General features: G+C 73.2%; 16 protein-coding genes and 1 rRNA gene. 5 read left to right on the top strand and 12 right to left on the bottom strand.

Annotated features, from left to right (window positions below; genetic code table 11):
* Positions 1 to 63: 63 nt before the first annotated feature.
* The 5 genes from V6U79_RS18375 to V6U79_RS18355 all read right to left on the bottom strand — a co-directional run bounded on the left by V6U79_RS18375 (position 64) and on the right by V6U79_RS18355 (position 6,620).
* Entirely contained in the window at positions 64 to 783 is a 720-nt protein-coding gene (locus tag V6U79_RS18375) for a TIGR03936 family radical SAM-associated protein (protein ID WP_334533320.1), read from the bottom strand.
* A gap of 247 nt (positions 784 to 1,030) precedes the next feature.
* Positions 1,031 to 2,434 (bottom strand): type VII secretion-associated serine protease mycosin, encoded by a 1,404-nt coding sequence (gene mycP / locus V6U79_RS18370; RefSeq protein WP_334615295.1) that lies wholly within the window; start codon positions 2,432 to 2,434, stop codon positions 1,031 to 1,033.
* A gap of 10 nt (positions 2,435 to 2,444) precedes the next feature.
* Positions 2,445 to 3,929: a hypothetical protein gene (locus V6U79_RS18365; RefSeq protein ID WP_334533283.1), complete on the bottom strand. Its 1,485-nt coding sequence runs from the start codon at positions 3,927 to 3,929 to the stop codon at positions 2,445 to 2,447.
* 11 nt (positions 3,930 to 3,940) lie between these two features.
* Positions 3,941 to 4,384, bottom strand: coding sequence for a DUF2563 family protein (locus V6U79_RS18360; protein ID WP_334533286.1), 444 nt, complete (start codon positions 4,382 to 4,384; stop codon positions 3,941 to 3,943).
* A gap of 241 nt (positions 4,385 to 4,625) precedes the next feature.
* Complete coding sequence (locus V6U79_RS18355) at positions 4,626 to 6,620, bottom strand: TIGR03960 family B12-binding radical SAM protein (RefSeq protein ID WP_334533289.1); 1,995 nt, start codon at positions 6,618 to 6,620, stop codon at positions 4,626 to 4,628.
* A 204-nt stretch (positions 6,621 to 6,824) separates the two neighbouring features.
* On the opposite strand from V6U79_RS18355, the gene V6U79_RS18350 reads away from it, so the two are divergent.
* The gene (locus V6U79_RS18350; protein WP_334615294.1) at positions 6,825 to 8,414 is read left to right on the top strand and encodes a hypothetical protein; all 1,590 of its coding nucleotides are present in this window, start codon (positions 6,825 to 6,827) and stop codon (positions 8,412 to 8,414) included.
* A gap of 22 nt (positions 8,415 to 8,436) precedes the next feature.
* On the opposite strand, the gene V6U79_RS18345 is transcribed toward V6U79_RS18350, so the two are convergent.
* On the bottom strand, positions 8,437 to 9,126 hold the full coding sequence (locus V6U79_RS18345) for a lysophospholipid acyltransferase family protein (RefSeq protein WP_334533293.1): 690 nt from the start codon (positions 9,124 to 9,126) through the stop codon (positions 8,437 to 8,439).
* A 167-nt stretch (positions 9,127 to 9,293) separates the two neighbouring features.
* Complete coding sequence (gene ileS, locus V6U79_RS18340) at positions 9,294 to 12,440, bottom strand: isoleucine--tRNA ligase (RefSeq protein WP_334615293.1); 3,147 nt, start codon at positions 12,438 to 12,440, stop codon at positions 9,294 to 9,296.
* A gap of 391 nt (positions 12,441 to 12,831) precedes the next feature.
* On the opposite strand from ileS, the gene V6U79_RS18335 reads away from it, so the two are divergent.
* Both V6U79_RS18335 and sigJ read left to right on the top strand, forming a co-directional pair.
* Positions 12,832 to 13,272, top strand: a complete 441-nt coding sequence (locus V6U79_RS18335; protein WP_334533299.1) for a carboxymuconolactone decarboxylase family protein — start codon at positions 12,832 to 12,834, stop codon at positions 13,270 to 13,272.
* On the top strand, positions 13,269 to 14,150 hold the full coding sequence (gene sigJ / locus V6U79_RS18330; protein WP_334533302.1) for an RNA polymerase sigma factor SigJ: 882 nt from the start codon (positions 13,269 to 13,271) through the stop codon (positions 14,148 to 14,150). Before V6U79_RS18335 ends, sigJ begins: the two co-directional genes overlap by 4 nt.
* 40 nt (positions 14,151 to 14,190) lie before the next feature.
* Here sigJ and ndk read toward each other — a convergent pair whose 3' ends face one another.
* Complete coding sequence (gene ndk, locus V6U79_RS18325; RefSeq protein ID WP_334533304.1) at positions 14,191 to 14,616, bottom strand: nucleoside-diphosphate kinase; 426 nt, start codon at positions 14,614 to 14,616, stop codon at positions 14,191 to 14,193.
* A 142-nt stretch (positions 14,617 to 14,758) separates the two neighbouring features.
* On the opposite strand from ndk, the gene V6U79_RS18320 reads away from it, so the two are divergent.
* Positions 14,759 to 16,069 (top strand): VOC family protein, encoded by a 1,311-nt coding sequence (locus V6U79_RS18320; protein ID WP_334533306.1) that lies wholly within the window; start codon positions 14,759 to 14,761, stop codon positions 16,067 to 16,069.
* Between the two features lie 54 nt (positions 16,070 to 16,123).
* On the opposite strand, the gene V6U79_RS18315 is transcribed toward V6U79_RS18320, so the two are convergent.
* Genes V6U79_RS18315 through V6U79_RS18305 form a run of 3 tightly spaced genes read right to left on the bottom strand, consistent with a single transcriptional unit; the run spans position 16,124 to position 20,489 of the window.
* A complete protein-coding gene (locus V6U79_RS18315; RefSeq protein ID WP_334615292.1) occupies positions 16,124 to 16,543 on the bottom strand; it encodes a DUF4233 domain-containing protein in 420 nt (139 codons plus the stop codon).
* Complete coding sequence (locus tag V6U79_RS18310) at positions 16,540 to 17,874, bottom strand: bifunctional folylpolyglutamate synthase/dihydrofolate synthase (RefSeq protein WP_334533312.1); 1,335 nt, start codon at positions 17,872 to 17,874, stop codon at positions 16,540 to 16,542. Before V6U79_RS18310 ends, V6U79_RS18315 begins: the two co-directional genes overlap by 4 nt.
* Positions 17,871 to 20,489 carry a valine--tRNA ligase gene (locus V6U79_RS18305; RefSeq protein ID WP_334615291.1) on the bottom strand — a complete coding sequence of 873 codons (2,619 nt, stop codon included), beginning with the start codon at positions 20,487 to 20,489 and terminating at the stop codon, positions 17,871 to 17,873. Before V6U79_RS18305 ends, V6U79_RS18310 begins: the two co-directional genes overlap by 4 nt.
* Positions 20,490 to 20,558: 69 nt before the next feature.
* On the opposite strand from V6U79_RS18305, the gene V6U79_RS18300 reads away from it, so the two are divergent.
* Positions 20,559 to 21,242, top strand: a complete 684-nt coding sequence (locus V6U79_RS18300) for a hypothetical protein (RefSeq protein ID WP_334533318.1) — start codon at positions 20,559 to 20,561, stop codon at positions 21,240 to 21,242.
* A 440-nt stretch (positions 21,243 to 21,682) separates the two neighbouring features.
* On the opposite strand, the gene rrf is transcribed toward V6U79_RS18300, so the two are convergent.
* A 5S ribosomal RNA gene (gene rrf / locus V6U79_RS18295) occupies positions 21,683 to 21,799 on the bottom strand.
* Between the last annotated feature and the right edge of the window lie 103 nt (positions 21,800 to 21,902).

Here is a 21,902-nt window from a genome sequence, read left to right as displayed (position 1 = left end):
TTCCGCCGGGCGCGTGAGGTACGCGACCGCCGAAGTCTGCCTGCCAGAACACTGACCGTGGGGTCAGCGCTCTCCGATGGCTGTCCCGTCGCGGTCCGCGTCGAGCGGATCCACGATCGCGCCCTGCGCGGTCAGCGTGCCCTGCGCCAGCCGGATCACCCTGGGTGAGACCGGCGGCTCCAGGTCGGCCACCACGCGGAGGCCGGAAAGGACGTCATCGGGCCGTACGGACGGGGTGACCTGCCGCACGACCAGTTCGAGTATCGCACACGACACGTCCGGCTCCCCGGAAGGCGTCTCCGGCGTCGGCAGCACATCGATGCTGATGACGGCGGCGCGGGCGTCGAAGGTCCGTCGCCCCTGCTTGGTCATCCGTTCGACCTGCACCTCGTCGGCGGCCACGAAGGCGGAAACCGCCCGTTCCAGGACGCTCCGGTCGACCTCCGGCAGCTCGATCCGCCAGTGCGACGCCTCGATCCGGTCGGCGAGGCTGCCCCCGGTGGCGACCACCACGTCCACCACGTCGAGACCCGGCGAGAGCGCGGCGTCCAGCGCGGCGCGCAACTGGTCCGGGTCGACCGGCGCCTGGAGACCGACCTCCAGGTACTCCGCCTCGCTGGCGACACCGGTCGGGGCCGCGCTGGCGTAGGAGATCTTGGGGTGCGGGGTGAAGCCCTGCGAGAAGGCGACCGGTACGGCGGCGCGGCGCAACGCGCGCTCGAACGCCCGGGCGAAGTCCCGGTGTGAGGTGAACCGCAACGGGCCCCGCTTGGCGTACCGGATCCGGACCCGCTGGACGACCGGTGCCTGGCCGCCCTCCGGTTGAGGCTTTCTGGCGATCGTGTGCTCCTCGGATTCTGCCTGCGTGTCCGACCCATCCTGGCGCAGCGCTCCGGCCGCCCCGCAGCCGGGGCGGCCGGAAGTGACCGTGCGGGCGATCCGGATCGGGACACCGCGGTCGGGTCACGCCGCCGGGGTCACGCGATGGCCGGCCCGGCGACGCGGACGTCAGGCGGAACCGGCCACGGCGTCAGGACGAGGAACCGCCCGGCGGGCCGTAACCCGGCGGCGGCTGCCCGGGGCCGGGCTGCCCCGGCGGGGCGTACCCGCCCGGCGTGCCGGGCGCGACGCCGTACCCACCGGGGGCGGGTGGGCCGTGACCGGCCGGCACCGGCGGGACGGCCTGGTCGGCGCGGTGCACGGGGGGCGGGCCCTGGCCGGGCGCCATGCCCGGCGGGTACGGGCCGGCCGGGGTGCCGCGCGCCCGGCGCCGGGCCCGCCGGCGCAGCACCAGCCACACCACGGTCGCCAGGAGCAGGACGAGCAGCACCGCGATGCCGATGCCGATGATCATGACCTGCTGGTCGGTCGGGCCGCCCCGGTCGCCGTACTGCGTGACGTCGAACTCGCCCTCCTCAGCCGCCTCCACGGACGGCTCCGCCGCCGCGCCGGGCCCCAGCAGCGGGTTGGCGCCGATGCTGGGCACCCCCTGGGTGAGCGCGGCCAACGGGTTCACCACGCCGAAGCCGTACTGCGGGTCGCGGCCCGGCGCCCCGGCGTCCCGGGCGGTCCGGATGATCCGGTTGATCACGTTCGGGGCGTCGAGTTCCGGGTACTTCGCGCGGATCAGCGCGGCCACCCCGGAGACGATCGCCGCCGAGTCGGAGGTGCCGTTGCCGTACGAGTAGGGGGTGCTCCCGGAGAGCGGGATGTCGGCGTTGAGGATCCGCTCGCCGGGGGCGGCGACGACCGCCTCCGGGCCCTGGACCGAGCCGGACCAGAACGACCCCCGCCGGTTGGTCCCGGTCACCGCGATCACCCCGGGAACGTTCGCCGGGGAGATCACCTCTCGCTCGCCCAGCGCGGTGTTGCCGGCGGAGGCGACCACCACGGCGTCCCGCCCGAGGGCGTACCGGATCGCCTCGACCACATCCGGCGAGGCGGTGCCGACACCGCCGTACGCCAGGTTGATCACCTTCGCGCCGCGGTCCGCCGCCATCCGGATGGCCATGGCGCCCGCGGAGTCGGTGACCTTCGCGGAGTCGCCGGTGGCCTTCACCGGGAGGATCTTCGCCCCCGGAGCGATCCCCAGCACCCCGTCGGGTCCGGCCTTGCGGGCGGCGATGATGCCGGCCAGGTGGGTGCCGTGCCCGTCCTCGTCGCGGCTGTCGCCGCTCACGCCGGCGGTGCCGAAGCCGGGCAGGACCTGACCGGCCAGGTCGGGATGCCGGGGGTCGACGCCGGTGTCCACCACGGCCACCACCACACCCCGGCCGGACGACTGCCGGTGGACCTCCTCGATCCGCAGCGAGTCGAGGTACCACTGCTCGGCCCGCCGGGGCGCGGCGCCCGCCGGCGCGGCGACCCCGACCACCATGAGCACGGCGAGCAGGGTGGCCGGGACCGGCCGAAGTGTGCGGATGTCCACCTTCACGCGTCCGTCCTCAACGCAGGATGCCGGGGGAGGCACCGTCGTCCGTGCCCCACGGATCGTCGTCCTCAGTCAACCACGACGAGTGCTCCCCGCCCCCGCCACCGCGCCCGCCCGCGCCGGGTCCACCGCCCATCATGCCGGCACCGCCCATCATCCCCGCGCCGCCGGCACCGCCGCGGAGGCCACCGGCCCCGGCACCGGCTCCGGTCGCGTTGCGCAGGGCGCTGGCCGCACTGGTCATCGGCGGCACCTTGCCGTTGCCCCCGCCGACCATGCCGGGCACACCGGCCATCCCGACGCCAGCGGCGGCCCCGAGGCCACCGCCGCCGAGCCCGCCGGCCGAGCCGACCCCGGCCGAGCCGCCGCCGAAGCCGCCACCGGCGCCGCCGAGCCCACCACCGAGCCCGCCGCTGCCCGGGCCGGCGCCGTAGCCCCCGCCCACGCCACCCACGCCGACGCCGCCACCGGCGCCGGCCAGACCGGACTGGTAGTCCTCGTCACCGGTCGGGTAGTCGGCGTAACCGGCCCCGGTGGTCGGCGGGGAGTAGGAGCCGGCACCGCCCGGCCCCCCGGTGGCCGGCGGGTCGAACGACCCGAGCCCACCGGAGGACGGCCCACCGGACGAGGGGCCGCGCCCGCCGTCCAGCCCGCCTGCTCCCGGCATGCTGCCGATCGACGCCCCGCCACCGCCCCCGCCGCCCGTGCCCGACCCGATGCCGGAGCCGGTCCCGTCCGGCAGCCCGCGCGGCTGCTCCCGGTCCCGCTCATGGTGCATGCCGGTACCGTCCGGCTGGGGGACGACCAGCTTGGGTCGCTCGTCCATGACCGCCTGGGGCAGCGGCGACATCGCGGTGTTGGCCGCGTTCTGGTTGTCCCGGTACCAGTTGTCCAGGTGGGACTTGGTGTCCCACCAGCCACCCCGCTCGTTGTCGGCGGCCCGGCCGTCGACCTTCATGGTCGCCTCGAGCTCGTCGGCCTTCGCCCGGAACGCCCCGTCCTCGTACAGGGCGGGGTTGCTGGCGTAGTCGGCGCGCAGCGCCGCCAGGAACCCGGCCGCGTTCTCCCCGTCGCCGCTGTCGTCCAGCTCGGTGCCGCCGGGCAGGCTCCACTCGTTCAGGCCGAAGTCGTCCATCATCGGGATCGGGATGCTCGCGATCGACCTGCTGATGTCCCCGGAGATCCGGTGCAGCGCGCCGCTCACCGTGCTCGCGTGGGTGGCCAGCTCCTGGATCTCCCGGCCGAGCTTGTCGAGGTGCTCCCGGTACGCGTCGCCACCACCGCCCTGCCAGCCGCCGAGCAGGCCGCTGAGGCCGCCGACCTGCGGCCGCTCGGCGCCCGGCGCGACCGGGCCGATCATCGACCGTCCGGTCAACGCGTCGCGGAGGTGGTTCAGGGCGCTGGCCAGGCCGTTCCACCCGTTGCCCACGTCGCTGACCGTCTCCGGGTCGGCGGTCAGCGTCACCTCGCGGACGCAGCGCTCCCAGCTCCCTGCCATGCTCGTCCCCCTCAGGCGGTGTACGGGTAGGTCGGCGGCGAGCCGGCCGGCGGAGGCGGTGTGGCCGACTCCAGCAGCCGCTCGATCTGCGCGCCGTTGGCGGCGTTGCGCTCCTCGACGTCCCGGAACGCCTTGGCGATGTCCTCGGTGCCCTGCTTGAGCGCGCTGAGCTTCTGGGAGAGCTGCTGGATGTGCGACTCCATGTGCGCGGTCGACCGGACCAGCGCCTGCCACTGCAACCGGGCGTCCTCGAAGCCGCCGAACGGCGTGCCGTTCGCTCCGGGCGCCCCGGCCGCACCGCCGTCACCCTTCATCCGCTCCTGGATGCGCTGCATCTGGTAGCCGATGGTGTCGTCGACGTACTGCTTCAGGCGCTCGACGTAGGCGGCGGCGGCGTCCAGGTCCGCCACGCTGACGGTGAGATCACCCGTGTCCGGTGGCCTGATGTCGCCCATGCGCTTCCTCCCCGTTGCCAACCCGTCGGGTCGGTCCATCTCGGAGGCAGCGTATCGACTGACGCCAAGTCCGGGCAGCCCCACCCGGCGTGACATCGCGGACAACGGTCGTCGATGTCTGCGGTGCGGCCGGGACGGGTTGCGCGAGGCCCTCCACGCCCGACCACGCGGCCGCCCACCGGGCGTGGACCCGGTGGGCGGCTGTCGATCGTGGAGGGTGGTGGTCCGTCGCCACCCGCGGCTACGCGGAGGGGTCGCCCGCCGGCACCTTCAGGCCGTTGCCGCCCAGCGGGGTGAGCGGGAGGAGCTTCTTGCCGGTGGGGCCGATCTGGATCTCGGTGTCCATCGACGGGCAGACGCCGCAGTCGAAGCACGGGGTCCACCGGCAGTCGTCCTGCTCGTACTCCGAGAGCGAGTCCTGCCAGTCCTGCCAGAGCCAGTCCTTGTCCAGGCCCGAGTCGAGGTGGTCCCAGGGCAGGACCTCCAGCTCGTCGCGCTCCCGGGTGGTGTACCAGTCCAGGTCGACGCCGAAGGTCGGCAGCACCTCGGCGGCGGCCTCGACCCAGCGCTGGTACGAGAAGTGCTCGCTCCAGCCGTCGAACCGGCCGCCGTTCTCCCAGACCTTGCGGATCACCGCGCCGACCCGGCGGTCGCCCCGGCTGAGCAGGCCCTCGATCAGCGACGGCTCGCCGTCGTGGTAGCGGAAGCCGATCGCCCGGCCCAGCGAGCGGTCCGAGTTGATCGCCTGCTTGAGCAGCCTGAGCCGGTGGTCGATCACCTCGGGGCGCGCCATCTCCGCCCACTGGAACGGGGTGTGCGGCTTCGGCACGAAACCGCCGATGGAGACGGTGCAGCGGATGTCCTTGGAGCCGGTCGCCGCCCGACCCGCCCGGATCACCTCGTGCGCCATGTCCGCGATCTCGAGGACATCCTCGTCGGTCTCGGTGGGCAGGCCGCACATGAAGTAAAGCTTCACCTGTCGCCAGCCGTTGGTGTACGCGGTGACGACGGTGCGGATCAGGTCTTCCTTCGACACCATCTTGTTGATGACCTTGCGGATCCGCTCCGACCCGCCCTCCGGGGCGAAGGTCAGACCGGTGCGCCGGCCGTTGCGGGACAACTCCTGGGCCAGGTCGATGTTGAACGCGTCGACCCGGGTCGAGGGCAGCGAGAGCGAGACGTTGGTGCCCTCGTACTGCTGGGCGAGGCCGGAGCACATGTCGCCGATCTCGGAGTGGTCGGCCGACGACAGCGACAGCAGGCCCACCTCGTGGAAGCCGGAGAACTCCAGGCCGTCGCGGACCATCTGGCCGACGGTGGTGATCGAGCGCTCCCGCACCGGGCGGGTGATCATGCCGGCCTGGCAGAACCGGCAGCCCCGGGTGCAGCCCCGGAAGATCTCCACCGCGTACCGCTCGTGCACCGTCTCGGCGAGCGGGACCAGCGGCTTCTTCGGGTACGGCCAGGCGTCCAGGTCCATCGTCGTGCGCTTGTGCACCCGGAACGGCACGTCCGCCCGGTTCGGCACGACCCGCTGGATCCGGCCGTCCGGCAGGTAGTCCACGTCGTAGAAGCGCGGCACGTAGACGCTCTCGGTGCGGGCGAGCCGCAGCAGCAGCTCGTCCCGGCCGCCCGGGGAGCCCTCGGCCTTCCACTCCCGGACGATCGCGGTGATCTCCAGGACGGCCTCCTCGCCGTCACCGAGCACGGCGGCGTCGACGAAGTCGGCGATCGGCTCCGGGTTGAACGCGGCGTGACCGCCGGCCACGATCACCGGGTCGGCGTCGGTGCGGTCGGCGGCGAGCATCGGGATGCCGGCCAGGTCGATCGCGGTGAGCAGGTTGGTGTAGCCCAGCTCGGTGGAGAAGGAGACGCCGAACACGTCGAAGTCGCGCACCGAGCGGTGCGCGTCGACGGTGAACTGCGGCACGTCGTGCGTGCGCATCAGCTTCTCCAGGTCCGGCCAGACCGCGTAGGTCCGCTCGGCCAGCACGTCGGGCAGCTCGTTGAGCACCTCGTAGAGGATCTGGACGCCCTGGTTGGGCAGGCCGACCTCGTACGCGTCGGGGTACATCAACGCCCAGCGGACGACGGCCGCGTCCCAGTCCTTGACCACCGCGCCCAGCTCGCCACCGACGTACTGGATGGGCTTGGTCACCTGGGGCAGCAGCGGCTCCAGCCGGGGCCAGATCGAATTGGTCGCGACGGGGCGCGGCGGCGTGGACGGGGCACTCATGATGCCCAAGGGTACGCGCCCGCCCGGCGACCAACACGGCGCACCGCGCGGCTGGTCGGGGCCACCGGCGGCAGGCCCGGCCGACCCTCCCCCCTGTCGGCGTCCGGGCCGGCGGCCGCTCGGCGTGACCGCCGGCCGGGCGGATTGGCCGGTGGTGGCACACCGGTACTAACCTCGTCACCGGCGCGAGAGGAGATTGCCGCGATGCCGGAGCCGCAGCCGGGCACGGACCGGCCGGCCGACGGGAGCAGCACCCCGGTGCCGGGGCGGGACCAGGAGCCGACGGTGACCGACGAGCCCACCGACTCCCCCGCCGGGCCCCCGCCGGACCGTCCCGACCAGGACGGCGGCAGCTCCGCCCCCGCGGGCACCGCCACGACCCACGACGGCGACCGCGACCTCCCCGCGCCCACCGACGACCCCGTGGGCGACGTCCCCGCGCCGACCGAGGGCCACGCCGGGGACGGGACGGGCGGCGCACCGACCCCGCCGGCCACCGCCGGCGACGGGTCACCCGACGCCGCCGCCCCCCCGCCGTCGCCGGCCACGTCCCCGCCGGTGACCCCCGCCCGGGGCGCCGCGGCCGTACCCGCCCCGGACCGACCGGACCCGACCCGGGTTCAGACGCGTCCCGACCCGACCCGGGTGGAGGCGCGTCCCGACCCGACCCGGGTGGAGGCGCGCCCCGACGCGACCCGGGTGGAGACCCCGGAGCCGCCCGCGCCCCGGTGGAGCGGCTCGGCGGCCGTACCGCCCCCGCCGCCGCGCAAGCGCGCCTGGGGCGAGTCCGCCGAACCCACCCCGGCCCCGCCTCCGCTTCCGGTGGGCCCGCCGGAGCACCAGGTGCCGGTGGACCCGTGGGAGGGGGTCGACACCACCGGCTGGGACCTGCACCCGGCCGACCTCCCGGCGCTGCCGCCGACCCGGCCCTACGAGACGCCGCCACCGACCCGGCCCTACGAGGCGCCACCACCGGCCCACCCGTACCCGGCGCCGCCGGCTGACCCGTACCCGGCGCCGCCGGTGGCCCATCCGTACCCGCCGCCGCCGGTGGCCCATCCGTACCCGGCGCCGCCGGTGGCCGCCCGCCCGGTGTCACCGCCGCCGCTCTCCCCGCCGCCCCCTCCCCCGCCGCCGGTCAGGCCGAAGCGGGCGCCGAAGCAGCGCCGCGCCCGTCCCGAGCCGGTCGCCCCACCGCCCGGATGGCAGGCCCCCAAGGGGTACGTCCCGGTGCCCGTCCGCCGCCGGCGGCGCTGGCCCTGGGTGCTGCTGCTCACCCTGGCCTGCTGCTGCGGCTGCCCGGCCTGGTTCGGTCAGCCGATGTGGGAGCAGTACCCGGCCCGCGCCGCGCTGCCGGGCCAGGTGGCCGACCTGACCCTGCGCGAGGACACCCGCAGCAAGGCCACGGTGAAAGAGCTCGAAGCCGACGTACGCGAGGCGAACCTGCTCGCCGAGGACACCTTCGCCGGTGTCTACACCACCACCGACGGCAAGCGGGTCACCGTCTTCGGCGACACGGGTTTCCGGTTCCGCCCGGAGGCGGACGCGGACGACGCGCTGGCCCGGCTGAAGGAGACCTACCAGCTCGGGGAGGCCCAACCGGTGGAGACCCGCGTACGCGGCCGGTACGAGCGGTGCGCGGTGGGCAGCTCGGCCGGCAGCGACGTGGTGGTCTGCACCTCGGTCGACCACGGCAGCAGCGCCACCGCGGTCTTCACCCGGCTCTCGGTCGACGACAGCGCCCGGCTGCTGGCCACCCTGCGGGAGCAGATCATCACCCCGGGCAAGGCCTGACCCGCCCTGAGCCGCTCCCGGCTCAGGCGGTCTCGCCGGGGGTCTGCTCGCCGCGGCGCGGGGCGTACCGCGGCACGTACTCCTGGCCGGTTAGCCGCTGGATCTCGGCCATCAGCTCGTCGGTCATCTCCCGCAGCGAGGTGCGGTCGTCGGGTCGGCCGGTGAAGTCGAGCGGCTTGCCGAACCGGACGGTGATCTTCGCGCGGCCGGGGCGGGGCACCCGGGTGCCGATCGGCTGGGCCTTGTCGGTGCCGATCATGCCGACCGGGATGATCGGCACGCCGGCCGCGACCGCCAGCCGGGCCGCGCCGGTACGCCCCCGGTAGAGCCGGCCGTCGGGCGAGCGGGTCCCCTCCGGATAGACCGCGACGAGGTCGCCGCCCTTGAGCGCCGGAATGGCGGCGTCGAACGCGGAGAGCGCCGCGCGGCCACCCGCCCGTTCCACCGGGATGGCGCCCAGGCCGGTGAGCACGAACTTGGAGAGCGCCCCCTTCGGACCGGTGCCGGTGAAGTACTCCGACTTGGCCCAGAAGGCCAGGTGCCGGGGGACGACCGTGCCGAGGAAGAGCTCGTCGGCGACCGAGAGGTGGTTGCCGGCGAAGATGGCACCGCCGGTCTCCGGGATGTGCTCCAGCCCCTCCACGGTCGGACGGAACGCCAACCGGAGCGCGGGCGCCACGGTGAGCTTGCCGATGGTGTAGAGCAGGGGCACTGGTCCTCCGGCGGTCGCGTGCTGAAACAGGCGGTGTCACCGTAGCGGACGCCGGCGCGCTGCCCTGACGCCGGTGGCGACGGCGCCCGCCGACTGGTGAGCGGGGGTGGCCGAGGGCCCCTTCGCGTCGGGGCGACGCTCAGGGGCCCCCTGCTCACACCGTCATCTCATACCCGGCGGACGGCCACCGTCACCGGTTCGCCCTCGCCGACCTCGCCGGCGAAGCCCTCGAGGTCGGCGGCGAAGCCGACGGTGTCGGCCAGCACCTCCCGGGCCACGAAGTCGGTGTACGCCGACACCGCCGCGCGCACCTCCTCGGAGGCCGACACCAGCACCGCGATCCGGTCGGAGACGTCCAGGTCGGCGTCCCGGCGGGCCTGCTGCACCACCCGGACCACGTCCCGGGCGAGCCCCTCGGCGGCCAGCTCGGGGGTGACCTCGGTGTCCAGCACCACCACACCCTCACCGCCGGGCAGCGGCGCGGAGTGCTCGGCGTCGGCGGCGACCAGGCGCAGCTCGTACTCGCCCTCGGCGAGGGTCACCCCGGCGGCGACCGGGGCGCTGTCGACCAGCTCCCACTCCCCGGCCTTGACCGCCTTGATGACCTGCTGGACCTGCTTGCCCACCCGCGGGCCGAGGGCCCGGGGCACCACGGTCAGCACCTGCTGGCAGTACGCGGACACCTCCCCGGTGAACTCGACGGCCTTCACGTTGACCTCGTCGGCGACCAGGTCGGCGAAGGGGCGCAGCTGGTCCGCCGCCGGCGAGGCGACGGTCAGCTTCGCCAGCGGCAGCCGCACCCGCAGCCCCTTGGCCTTGCGCAGCGACAGCGCCGCCGAGCAGACCTCCCGGGTGGCGTCCATCGCCGCGACGAGGTCGTGGTCGGCCGGGAACTCCTCGGCGGACGGCCAGTCGGTCAGGTGCACCGAACGCTCGCCGGTGAGGCCGCGCCAGATCTCCTCCGCGGTCAGCGGCGCCAGCGGCGCCACCACCCGACAGAGCGTCTCCAGCACCGTCCACAGGGTGTCGAACGCCTCCGCGTCACCGGACCAGAACCGGTCCCGGGAGCGGCGCACGTACCAGTTGGTCAGCGCGTCCAGGTATGACCGGACGGTGGCGCAGGCGCCGGAGATGTCGTACGCCTCCATCTGCCCCTGGACCGTCTCGACCAGCTCCCGGGTCTTGGCCAGCACGTACCGGTCGAGCAGGTGCGTCGAGTCGGTACGCCGGCGCGCCTGGTACGAGTCCGCGTTGGCGTAGAGCGAGAAGAAGTACCAGACGTTCCACAGTGGCAGCAGCACCTGCCGGACGGCGTCCCGGATGCCCGCCTCGGTGACCGCCATGTCCCCACCGCGCAGCACCGGCGAGGACATCAGCATCCAGCGCATCGCGTCCGAGCCGTACGCGTCGAAGACGTGGTAGACGTCCGGGTAGTTGCGCAGGCTCTTGGACATCTTGCGCCCGTCCGAGCCGAGCAGGATGCCGTGGCTGAGGCAGTTGCGGAACGCCGGCCGGTCGAACAGCGCGGTGGCCAGCACGTGCATGGTGTAAAACCAGCCGCGGGTCTGTCCGATGTACTCGACGATGAAGTCGCCCGGGTAGTGGTGCTCGAACCAGTCACGGTTCTCGAACGGGTAGTGCACCTGGGCGAACGGCATCGAGCCGGACTCGAACCAGCAGTCCAGCACCTCCGGCACCCGGCGCATCATCGACGCACCCGTAGGGTCGTCCGGGTTGGGGCGGACCAGGTCGTCCACCGCCGGCCGGTGCAGGTCGGTCAGGCGTACGCCGAAGTCCTGCTCGATCTGCTCCAGCGAGCCGTACACGTCGACCCGCGGGTAGTTCGGGTCGTCGGACTTCCACACCGGGATCGGCGAGCCCCAGAACCGGTTCCGGCTGATCGACCAGTCGCGGGCGTTGGCCAGCCACTTGCCGAACGAGCCGTCCTTGATGTGCCCCGGCGTCCAGTTGATCTGCTGGTTCAGCTCGACCATCCGGTCCTTGAACTGCGTCACCGCGACGAACCAGGACGACACCGCCTTGTAGACCAGCGGGGTGTCGCAGCGCCAGCAGTGCGGGTACGAGTGGGTGTAGGTGTCCTGCTTGAGCACCACCCCCCGCTCCTTGAGCTCCCGGATCACCGGCTTGTTGACGTCGAAGACCTGCTCACCCTGGTAGGGCGGGACCAGCGCGGTGAACCGGGTGTGGTCGTCCACGGTGACGACGGTGGGGATGCCGGCGGCGTTGCAGACGTTCTGGTCGTCCTCACCGAAGGCGGGGGCCAAGTGGACGATCCCGGTGCCGTCCTCGGTGGTGACGAAGTCCGCCCCGAGCACCTGGTACGCGTTCTCCCCGGCCTGCTCGACGAGGAAGTCGTAGAGCGGCGTGTACCGGCGCCCGACCAGGTCCCGGCCGTACACCGTGCCGAGGTGCTCGTAGGACTCCAGCTCCTTGGCGTACGCGGCCAGCCGGGCCGCGCCGACGACGAAGCGGTCCCCGTCGCGCTCCAGCACCGCGTACTCGATGTCCGGGCCGACGGCGAGCGCCAGGTTCGACGGCAGGGTCCACGGGGTGGTGGTCCAGACGCCCAGCTTCACCGGCCCGCGCACCAGCTCCGGCGCGTTCTCGTCCGGGGTGAGACCGAACCAGACCGACAGCGTGGGGTCGTGCCGGTCCCGGTAGACGTCGTCCATCCGGGTCTCGGTGTTCGACAGCGGCGTCTCGCAGCGCCAGCAGTACGCCAGCACCCGGAAACCCTCGTAGACCAGGCCCTTGTCGTGCAGGGTCTTGAAGGCCCACATGACGCTTTCCATGTAGTCCAGGTCGAGGGTCTTGTAGTCGTTGGCGAAGTCGACCCAGCGGGCCTGCCGGGTGACGTAGCGCTCCCAGTCCTGGGTGAACTCCAGCACGGAGGTGCGGCACGCCTCGTTGAACCGGGCCACGCCGAGGTCGAGGATCTCGGCCTTGCTGGTGATGCCGAGCTGCTTCTCGGCGACCACCTCGGCGGGCAGGCCGTGGCAGTCCCAGCCGAAGCGCCGCTCGACGTGCCGGCCGCGCATGGTCTGGTAGCGCGGCACCACGTCCTTGACGTACCCGGTGAAGAGGTGGCCGTAGTGGGGCAGGCCGTTGGCGAACGGCGGGCCGTCGTAGAAGACGTACTCGTTCTTACCATCCGCGCCGGCCGGACGGGCCTCCACGGACGCCTCGAAGGTCTTGTCGGCCGTCCAGTGCTCCAGCACCCGGCGCTCGACCGCGGGCAGGTCCGGGCTCGCCGGGACACCGGCGGCGGTCGGGTCGTGCAACGGATAGGCCATCGGGGGTCGCTCTCCTCGCGCAGCTCACTCATCTGTGGTCTGCGAGGACGAGCCCTTCGGGTACGCCTCGACGGCGTCGCCCGAGCGGCCCGCGGTACCACCCCGCTTGGCGGTCGAGGTGCGACCGCCCGCTCGTTGGCCGGCTGTGACGGGCCGTCCCGTCCGGTTCTACTGGGCCGGTCACCCGGCTGTTCTTCCGGAGGCTCACCGGTGATGGCCGGGTCGTCGCCTGTGTGCACAAGCGTACTCGATCGGCCTCGAAGATCGCCCCCGAGTAATCCCCCCGCCCCGGGGCGCGGCGACATGACCACCGTCACAGCTCCAAGCCGTCACATCGCCGCCGCCGCGTTCCGTCGTACGGGTGAATCCGTACCTGCTGAGGGAGGCCGAGATGAGTCGGATCAACATGGCGAAGGTGGCGCCGGAGGCGTACCGGGCGGTGTTCGCGCTGGAGAAGTACGCCCAGGCGAACGTCGACCACACCGTGCTGGAGCTGGTGAAGCTGCGGGCGTCGATGCTGAACGGCTGCTCGTTCTGCGTGGACATGCACAGCCGGGACGCGCTCGCGGCGGGCGAGGACAGCCGCCGGCTCTTCGCCGTCGCCGCCTGGCGCGAGGCGCCGTTCTTCGACGAGAAGGAGCGGACCGCGCTGGCGCTGACCGACGCGGTCACCCAGCTCGGCCAGCACGGCGTGCCGGACGAGGTGTGGGACGCCGCGGCGAAGGTGTGGTCGGAGAAGGAGCTGGCCGACCTGGTCATCGCGATTGCGACAATCAACGTGTGGAACCGGATCGCCGTGACCAGTCAGAGCCAGCCGCCGCTCGAGGTGTGACGACCAGCGGGGCGGCGCAGGCGGCCGGTGCGCTCACCGCGCACCGGCCGATGCTGCTCGGGCTGGCGTACCGGCTGCTGGGCAGCCTGCACGACGCGGAGGACGTGCTCCAGGAGGCGTACCTGCGCTGGCTCGACGTGGACCGGGCGTCGGTGGCCGAGCCGCGCCGCTACCTGTCCCGGGTGGTGACCCGGCTGGCGCTGGACCGGCTGCGGGCCCGGCAGGCCGCCCGGGAGACGTACGTCGGGCCGTGGCTGCCCGAGCCGGTGCCGACCGAGCCGTCGCCGTTCGGCCCGCTGGACAGCGTCGAGCTGCGGGACTCCGTCTCGATGGCGCTGCTGCACCTGCTGGAACGGCTCACCCCGCCGGAGCGCGCGGTCTACGTGCTGCACACCGCGTTCGCCATGCCGTACGCCGAGATCGGCGACATCCTGGACCGGTCGGCGGCCGACTGCCGGCAGTTGCACCACCGGGCGGCCGCACGGATCGCCGACGACCGCCGCCGGTTCACCGCCGACCCCGCCGAGCAGCGGCGGCTGCTGGACGCCTTCCTGGCCGCCGCCCGCGACGGGGACCTGGGGCGACTGACCGGGTTGGTGGCGGGCGACGCGGTCGCCTGGACCGACGGCGGCGGCGTGGCCCGCGCGGCGATCAACCCGGTGCACGGCGCGGACCGCATCGCCCGGTTCTTCGCCGGCATCTACGCCCGGCCGCGCGCCGTGACGGCGACGCCCGCCGAGCTGAACGGCGAGCCGGCGCTGCTGATCCGCTGGTCCGACGGGGCCCGCTACACGCTGACCGTGGCCACGGCCGACGGGCGGATCACCGGGTTCTACCTGGTCGGCAACCCGACGAAGCTGTCCCGGCTGCCCGCCTGAGACAGCAGACGGCCCCGACCGGGGTCGGGGCCGGTGGCGTTCAGCCCAGCTGGGGGAACCAGAGGCCGATCTCGCGCTTGGCGCTGTCGGTGGAGTCCGAGGCGTGCACCAGGTTCTCCCGGTTCGACAGGGAGAGGTCACCGCGGATGGTGCCGGCGGCGGCCTTCCGGCCGTCGGTGGCGCCGATCATGCCCCGCACCACCTCGATCACCTGGTCGCCGGAGAGCACCAGCGCGACCAGCGGACCACCGGTCATGAACGCCTTCAGCGGCGGGTAGAACGGCTTGTCGACGTGCTCGGCGTAGTGCTGGTCGGCGAAGTCCCCGTCCAACGTCCGGGTCTCCATCGCGTCGATCCGCAGGCCCTTGCGCTCGAAGCGGGAGACGATCTCGCCCACCAGGCCGCGGCGGACCGCGTCGGGCTTGATCAGTACGAGCGTGCGCTCATCCGGGCTGCTGCTGGACACGCTGGGTTCCTCCTGTGCGCGGAAGGCGGTTCGGCTGGGTACGGTCAGCCTAGCGACCCGGTCCCGGCGTCGGCGCGGCGGCTGCTCTTTCCCTCGGTTGCCGGTCCGGCCTAGCCTGGCCCTGACCCCTGGGAGGTCCACTGTGGCGAATGGCGGGAACCGCACCATCGCGCCGGTACGCAAGTTGATCGCCGCGGTACTGGGCACCGTGGCCACCTTCGTGGTCCTGTTCGGGCTGGGCATGACCAGCTGGGCCATCGTGGCCCTCGGGGTGGCCCTGCTGGTGCTGGCGATCGCCATGGCCACGGTCCGCGGTGGCGGGCGCACCTGGGTGGTCGGCGTCGGGCACGTGCACAGCGCCTCCGAGCCCCCCACCCAGTACGCCTTCGGCCGGTGCGAGCTGCAACTGGTGATCGACGCGCCGGGTCTGCCGCCCCGCTCCAAGAAGATCATCGAGCCGCGGGTGCCGGTGGCGAAGTGGCCGTCGCTCGGGCAGACCCTGCCGATCCGGGTGGCCCTGGACGACCAGCGGCACGTCCGGGTGCTCTGGGACGACGTGCCCACCCACGCCGAGACCGCCGCCGCGGCCGCCGACCTTCCCCCGGAGTACGCGGGCGCCGAGCCGGTGGTCGACGAGGTGCTCATCCCGCAGGAGGCCCCGCCGTGGGCCGGCCGGACCGCCGACGACGACTTCCACGACGACCTGCGTGACAACCTCCGCGACGACCTCCGTGACCCGCCGCCGGCCGACCCGCTGCGCGACGAGCCGGTGGTGCTGCCGGAGGAGCGTGAACCGGTGGTGATGCACCAGCGCGCCGGCGGCCCGGTCGTGCTGGAGGGCACCTTCGTCGAGCAGCCGGCGGCCGGGCCGCTGCCCCGCCGGGCGGCCACCCCGTCCCCGCGTACGCCCGCCGAGGAGCGCCTCGACGCGCCGATCGTCGACCCGGTCGACGTGCCGTTGGACGACCCGGCCGCGGAGCGGCGACCCGACCCGGACGAGCTGGACGAGGCGATCTTCGGCTACGACCCGGCCGCCGGCCCCGCCGACCCGGACGGCGACCCCGACGACCCGGCCGCCCCGATCAGCGGGGTCGGGCTCACCCTGCTGGTCACCGACCTGTCCCGGTCGCTGGACTTCTACCGCGACCGGCTCGGCTTCACCGAGGTCGACCGGGGCTCCGGCAACGCCGTGCTCGCCTCCGGCAACACCCGGCTGGTGCTGCGCGAGGTGACCGGCGCCGCGCCGATGAGCCGTCGGCTGGTGCACGTCAACCTCGACGTGAGCGACATCGATGCCGCGTACCGGCGGCTCAAGGAGTCCGGGGTGCGCTTCACCTACGCTCCCCGGGTGGTCAACCGGGGCAGCCGGCTGGAGGTGTGGGCGGCGGCCTTCCGCGACCCCGACGGCCACGGCATCGCCCTCACCCAGTGGCGCGAACGCGCCGACGCCTGATACGACGGGAGGGCCGCCGGTCACCCGGTGGCCCTCCCGTCGACGCCTCGCCGCTCAGCCGAGGATCACCCGGCGCACGTGCAGCGCGTACGCCCACACCAGGGCGAAGATGACACCCAGCCCGAACAGCGACCAGTGCAGCAGCCCGGAGAGCAGCAGCAGCGCCTGCACCACCGTGCCGGCGTGCCACGCCCAGGTCCGGCGCATCATGCCGGCGAGCACCACGCAGGCCACCGCCAGCGCGACGATCACCGCGATCGCCGCGCCGCTCAGGTCGCCGCCGACCACCCGGATCGGCTGGATGGCCAGCAGCAGCACCAGCGCCTCCAGCGCCAGCGTGCCCGCCCCCAGCCCCCGTACGGCGGCCGTCGGATTCCGCAGCCCGGAGCGTCGCCGGCCCGCGGGCCCCTCCCCACCGTCGGGGGCCGGCTGCCCGGCGCCCGTGGTCGGGCGGTCCTCGTCCGGGACGCTCATCGCTTCAGCAGCCGGCGGGCGTCGGCCACGGTCACCACCGAACCGGTGATCAGCACGCCGACCCCGGACAGCTCACCGGGCACGTCGGACTCGGCCTCGGCGACGGCCGCCTCGATCGCGTCCGGCATCTCCTCGGCGACCTCCACCCGCTCCGGTCCGAAGACCTCCCGGGCCAGCTCGGCCAGCTCGTCGGCGGGCATCGCCCGGGGCGAGCTGTTGCCGGTGACCACCACCGAGTCCAGCACCGGTTCGAGCAGCTCCAGCAGGCTGGCCGCGTCCTTGTCGGCGAGTACGGCGAGCACGCCGACCAGCTTGCTGAACGCGAACTCCTCCTGCAGCGCGGTGACCGTCGCGGTCATGCCGTGCGGGTTGTGCGCCCCGTCGAGCAGGATCGTCGGCGCGGTGCGGACCTTCTCCAGCCGCCCCGGCGAGCTGGCCGTGGCGAAGCCCTCCCGGACCGTATCCACGTCCAGCTGCCGCTTGTTCCCCGCCCCCAGGAACGCCTCCACCGCGGCGAGCGCCACCGCCGCGTTCTGCGCCTGGTGGGCGCCGTGCAGCGGCAGGAACACCTCGTCGTAGACCCCGCCGAGGCCCTGGATGCTGAGCACCTGCCCGCCGACGGCGACGGCGCGGCGCAGCACCCCGAACTCGGTGCCCTCCCGGGCGATGGTGGCGCCCACCTCGACGCAGCGTTCCACGATCGGCCGGGCCGCCTCGTCGTCCTGGGCGGCGCAGATCACCGTGGCGCCGGGATGGATGATCCCCGCCTTGTGCAGGGCGATGTCCTCCAGCGTGTCGCCGAGCCACTCGGTGTGGTCCAGGCCGATCGGGGTCAGCACGGCCACCCCGGCCTGGAGCACGTTGGTGGCGTCCTCGGCGCCACCGAGCCCCACCTCGACCACGGCCACGTCGACCGGCGCGTCGGCGAAGGTGGCGAACGCCAGCGCCGTGGTCATGTCGAAGTAGGTCAGCGGCTCCGACGAGCTCCGGTCCACCAGCTCGGCCAGCGGCGCCACCTCGCGGTACGTGGCGACAAAGCGCTCCTCACTGACCGCCTGCCCGTCCAGGCTGATCCGTTCCCGCACCGTCTCCAGGTGCGGGCTGGTGTACCGCCCGGTGTGCAGCCCGAACGCCCGCAGCAACGAGTCGATCATGCGGGCGGTCGAGGTCTTGCCGTTGGTCCCGGTCAGGTGGATCGACGGGTACGCCCGCTGCGGACTGCCGAGCAGGTCGAGCAGGTTGGAGATCCGGTCCAGCTCGAAGACCATGCGGGTGAAGCCCCGCCCGGTCAGCTCGGCGTCGACCGCGGCGAATTCGGTGTGGTCGCTCACGAGGGCAGCGCCTCCAGGGCAGCGTCGATCCGGACCAGGTCGGCCTCGGCCACCGCGAGCCGGTCACGGATCTTGGCGACCACCGGCTCGGGGGCCTTGCCGACGAAGGCCGGGTTGTCGAGCTTCGCCCGGGCCTGCGCGACCTCCTTCTCGGCCGCCGCGCGGTCCTTGGTGAGTCGGGCCCGCTCGGCGGCCACGTCGATCGAACCCCGGGTGTCCAGGGCGACGCTGACCTCGCCCGGCATGGCGAGGGTGGCGCTGGCCTGGAAGTCGTCGCCCGGGGCGTCGAGCCGGACCAGCGACCGGATCAGCGGCTCGTGCGCGGCGATCCCGGCGACGGCGAGGCCGTCGAGGCGCGCCCCGACCCGCTGGGTCGGCCGCAGCCCCTGGTCCGAGCGGAACCGCCTGATCTCGGTCACCACCCGCTGGACGGTGCCGACCTCGCCCTCCGCGGCGTCGTCGATCCGGGTACGGTCGGCGACCGGCCAGGCGGCGGTCATGACGGTCTCGCCGCCGGTGAGGGCGATCCACAGCTCCTCGGTGACGAACGGGATCACCGGGTGCAGCAGCCGCAGCAACTGGTCCAGCACGTGCCCGAGCACCCGGCGGGTGGCGTCGGCCGCCGCCCCGCCCTCGGCGAGCACCGGCTTGCTCAGCTCCACGTACCAGTCGCAGACGTCGTCCCAGGCGAAGTGGTACAGCAGGTCGCAGACCTTCGCGAACTCGTACGCCTCGAACTGCTCGTCCACCTCGGCGGTGACGTGCGCCAGCCGGGACAGGATCCACCGGTCGACGGTCGACAGCTCCTCGGGGGCCGGCAGCGGCCCGTCGGTGTGCGCGCCGTTCATCAGGGCGAACCGAGTGGCGTTCCAGAGCTTGTTGCAGAAGTTGCGGGAGCCCTGGCACCACTCCTCGCTCACCGGCACGTCCTGCCCCGGGTTGGCACCGCGGGCCAGGGTGAAGCGGGTGGCGTCGGCGCCGAACCGGTCGATCCAGTCCAGCGGGTCGACGACGTTGCCGAACGACTTGGACATCTTCTTGCCGTGCTCGTCGCGGACCATGCCGTGCAGCGCGACCACGTCGAAGGGCTGGACGCCGTCCATCGCGTACAGGCCGAACATCATCATCCGGGCGACCCAGAAGAAGAGGATGTCGTAGCCGGTCACCAGCACGCTGGTCGGGTAGAACTTGGCCAGGTCCGGGGTGCGCTCCGGCCAGCCGAGAGTGGAGAACGGCCACAGGCCGCTGGAGAACCAGGTGTCGAGGACGTCCTCGTCCTGGTGCCAGCCCTCGCCGCTCGGCGGCGCCTCGTCCGGGCCGACGCAGACGATCTCGCCGTCCGGGCCGTACCAGACCGGGATGCGGTGGCCCCACCAGAGCTGTCGGGAGATGCACCAGTCGTGCATGTTGTCGACCCAGGCGAAGTAGCGCTTGGCCAGGTCGGCCGGCTCGATCTTCACCCGGCCGTCGCGGACCGCGTCGCCGGCCGCCTTGGCCAGCGGCGCGGTGTTGACGAACCACTGGAGCGACAGCCGCGGCTCGACGGTGGTCTTGCACCGGGAGCAGTGCCCCACCGCGTGCACGTAGGGCCGCTTCTCGGCCACGATCAGGCCCTGCTCGCGCAGCGCGGCGACGATCGCCGGGCGGGCCTCGTACCGGTCCAGGCCCTGGAAGGGCCCGTGCGCGGTGATGATGCCCCGCTCGTCCATGATCGTCAGCGCCGGCAGGTCGTGCCGCTGGCCGATCTCGAAGTCGTTCGGGTCGTGCGCCGGGGTCACCTTCACCATGCCGGTGCCGAAGGCCGGGTCGACGTGCTCGTCGGCGACGATCGGGATCCGCCGGTCGGTCAGCGGGACAGCGACCTCGGTGCCGATCAGGTGCCGGTAGCGCGGGTCGTCCGGGTGGACGGCCACCGCGGTGTCGCCGAGCATCGTCTCGGCCCGGGTGGTGGCGACCACCACCTCGTCGCTGTAGCGGATCGAGATCAGCTCACCGTCGTCGTCGGTGTGCTCCACCTCGATGTCCGACAGGGCGGTCAGGCAGCGCGGGCACCAGTTGATGATCCGGTTGGCCCGGTAGATCAGGCCGTCGTCGAAAAGCTTCTTGAACATGGTCTGCACGGCCCGGGAGAGGCCCCCGTCCATGGTGAAGCGCTCGCGGTCCCAGTCCACGGCGTCGCCGAGGCGGCGCATCTGGCCCAGGATCGCCCCGCCGGACTCCGCCTTCCACTGCCAGACCCGCTCGACGAACTTCTCCCGGCCCAGGTCGTGGCGGGACAGCCCCTCGCCGGCGAGCTGCCGCTCGACCAGGTTCTGGGTGGCGATGCCGGCGTGGTCCATGCCGGGCAGCCAGAGCGCCTCGAAGCCCTGCATCCGCTTGCGCCGGTTGAGGGCGTCCATCAGCGTGTGCTCGAAGGCGTGGCCCATGTGCAGCGAGCCGGTGACGTTCGGCGGCGGGATGACGATGGTGAAGGGCGGCTTGTCGCTCTCCGCCGACGCCCGGAAGTGGCCGGCGGCTACCCACTGCTCGTACCGTCGCTGCTCTACCTCGCCGGGCTGGTACTGGCCGGCAAGGGTCGGGGCGTCGGGGCGTCGGGCATCCAGTCTCTCGGTCACCCTGAAAGTCTACGGAGCGCTTCGACGGACCTGACGTGCGCCACCTGTCATTCGCGTACGGTGGCGGACATGTCCGACGCACATCTCACCGAGCGTCAGCTCGTCGGAGGCCCCGAACCGGTCGAGCTGACCGAGGAACCGATCCGACTGCGCGGCGCCGACCCGGAGCAGGACCCGGAGCGCCGCCCCCGGTCCTCCCGCCGGCGGAAGGTCGCCCTGGCCGTGGCGCTCCTCGTCGGTCTCGCCGGCGCCGCCGCCCTCGGCACGGCCGGCTGGCGGGTGGCACAGCAGAAGGACACCCGCCTCGCCGCCCCCGAGCGGGTGGCCGGGCTGGTACGGGACGACTCGGAGCGGGCCCGGAGCACCGCCGACTACCTGCGCAGCGGGTTCGCCGCGGACATCGACCTGGACCGCAGCTTCGGCACCGTCTACCGCGATCCGGCGGACGAGAAGCGGGTCGTGCTGCTCTTCGGCGGCACCACCCTGCTCTGGCAGCCGGAGCGGGACCTGGACACCCTCTTCGGCCTGATGGCCGACGAGACGGGCAAGGTCACCGGAGTACGCGACGTCCCGGCAGGTGGGCACGGCGGCGTGATGAAGTGCGGCACAACCAGCGGCGACGGCGGCGACTTCGCGGTGTGCGGCTGGGCCGACCACGGCAGCGTCGCGATGGCCATGTTCCCCAACCGGTCCGTGGACGACGCCGGACAGCTCTTCCGGGACATCCGCGACGTCGTCCAGACCCGCGACTGACGTCTCCCGCCGCGGCGACGGCTCAACGGCCCGCTCGCCGCGGCCTGCTTTCCCGGCCGACGGCCACAGCTCTCAGGCTTATGCGCGGGCACCTCTCGCCGCTTATGTGTGCACACGTTTCGCCATCACCCTGGGACACGTCGCAGACGGCCCCGTCACTCCGGCGACGACCCCTAACGGCCGCCAGCCGATTCACCGAACGGACATGGCCTTTTCGACGCCGGCCCCACCCACGCCCCACGGGCACGGGCCGAACGCCGGGCTGCCTGGGCCCCAAGTCGCGTGGCCGGGGGCGCGGGCGTCGAGGCCGGGAGCGACGGGTCGAGTGGGCCGGCCGGTTCCGGTGCCCGCTTCCGGGGCTCTGCGGGGCCGTGCTGGAGATTTGTTGGGGAACGCATTCAGGCCCACCCCTTATAGGGGTGGGCCTGAATGGAATGGTTGTCCGGCGGCGTCCTACTCTCCCACACCCTCCCGAGTGCAGTACCATCGGCGCTGGAGGGCTTAGCTTCCGGGTTCGGAATGTTACCGGGCGTTTCCCCTCCGCCATGACCGCCGTAACTCTATCGACTTATCAAACACCCAACCCACATGGTGGGGGTGTTCGTTTGTCGGGAGTTGCACAGTGGACGCGTAGCTTCTTTGTAGTCAAGTCCTCGGCCT

Source organism: Micromonospora psammae, assembly GCF_036902725.1.
Lineage (GTDB): Bacteria > Actinomycetota > Actinomycetes > Mycobacteriales > Micromonosporaceae > Micromonospora.
This window is presented reverse-complemented; position numbering and strand designations above follow the sequence as displayed.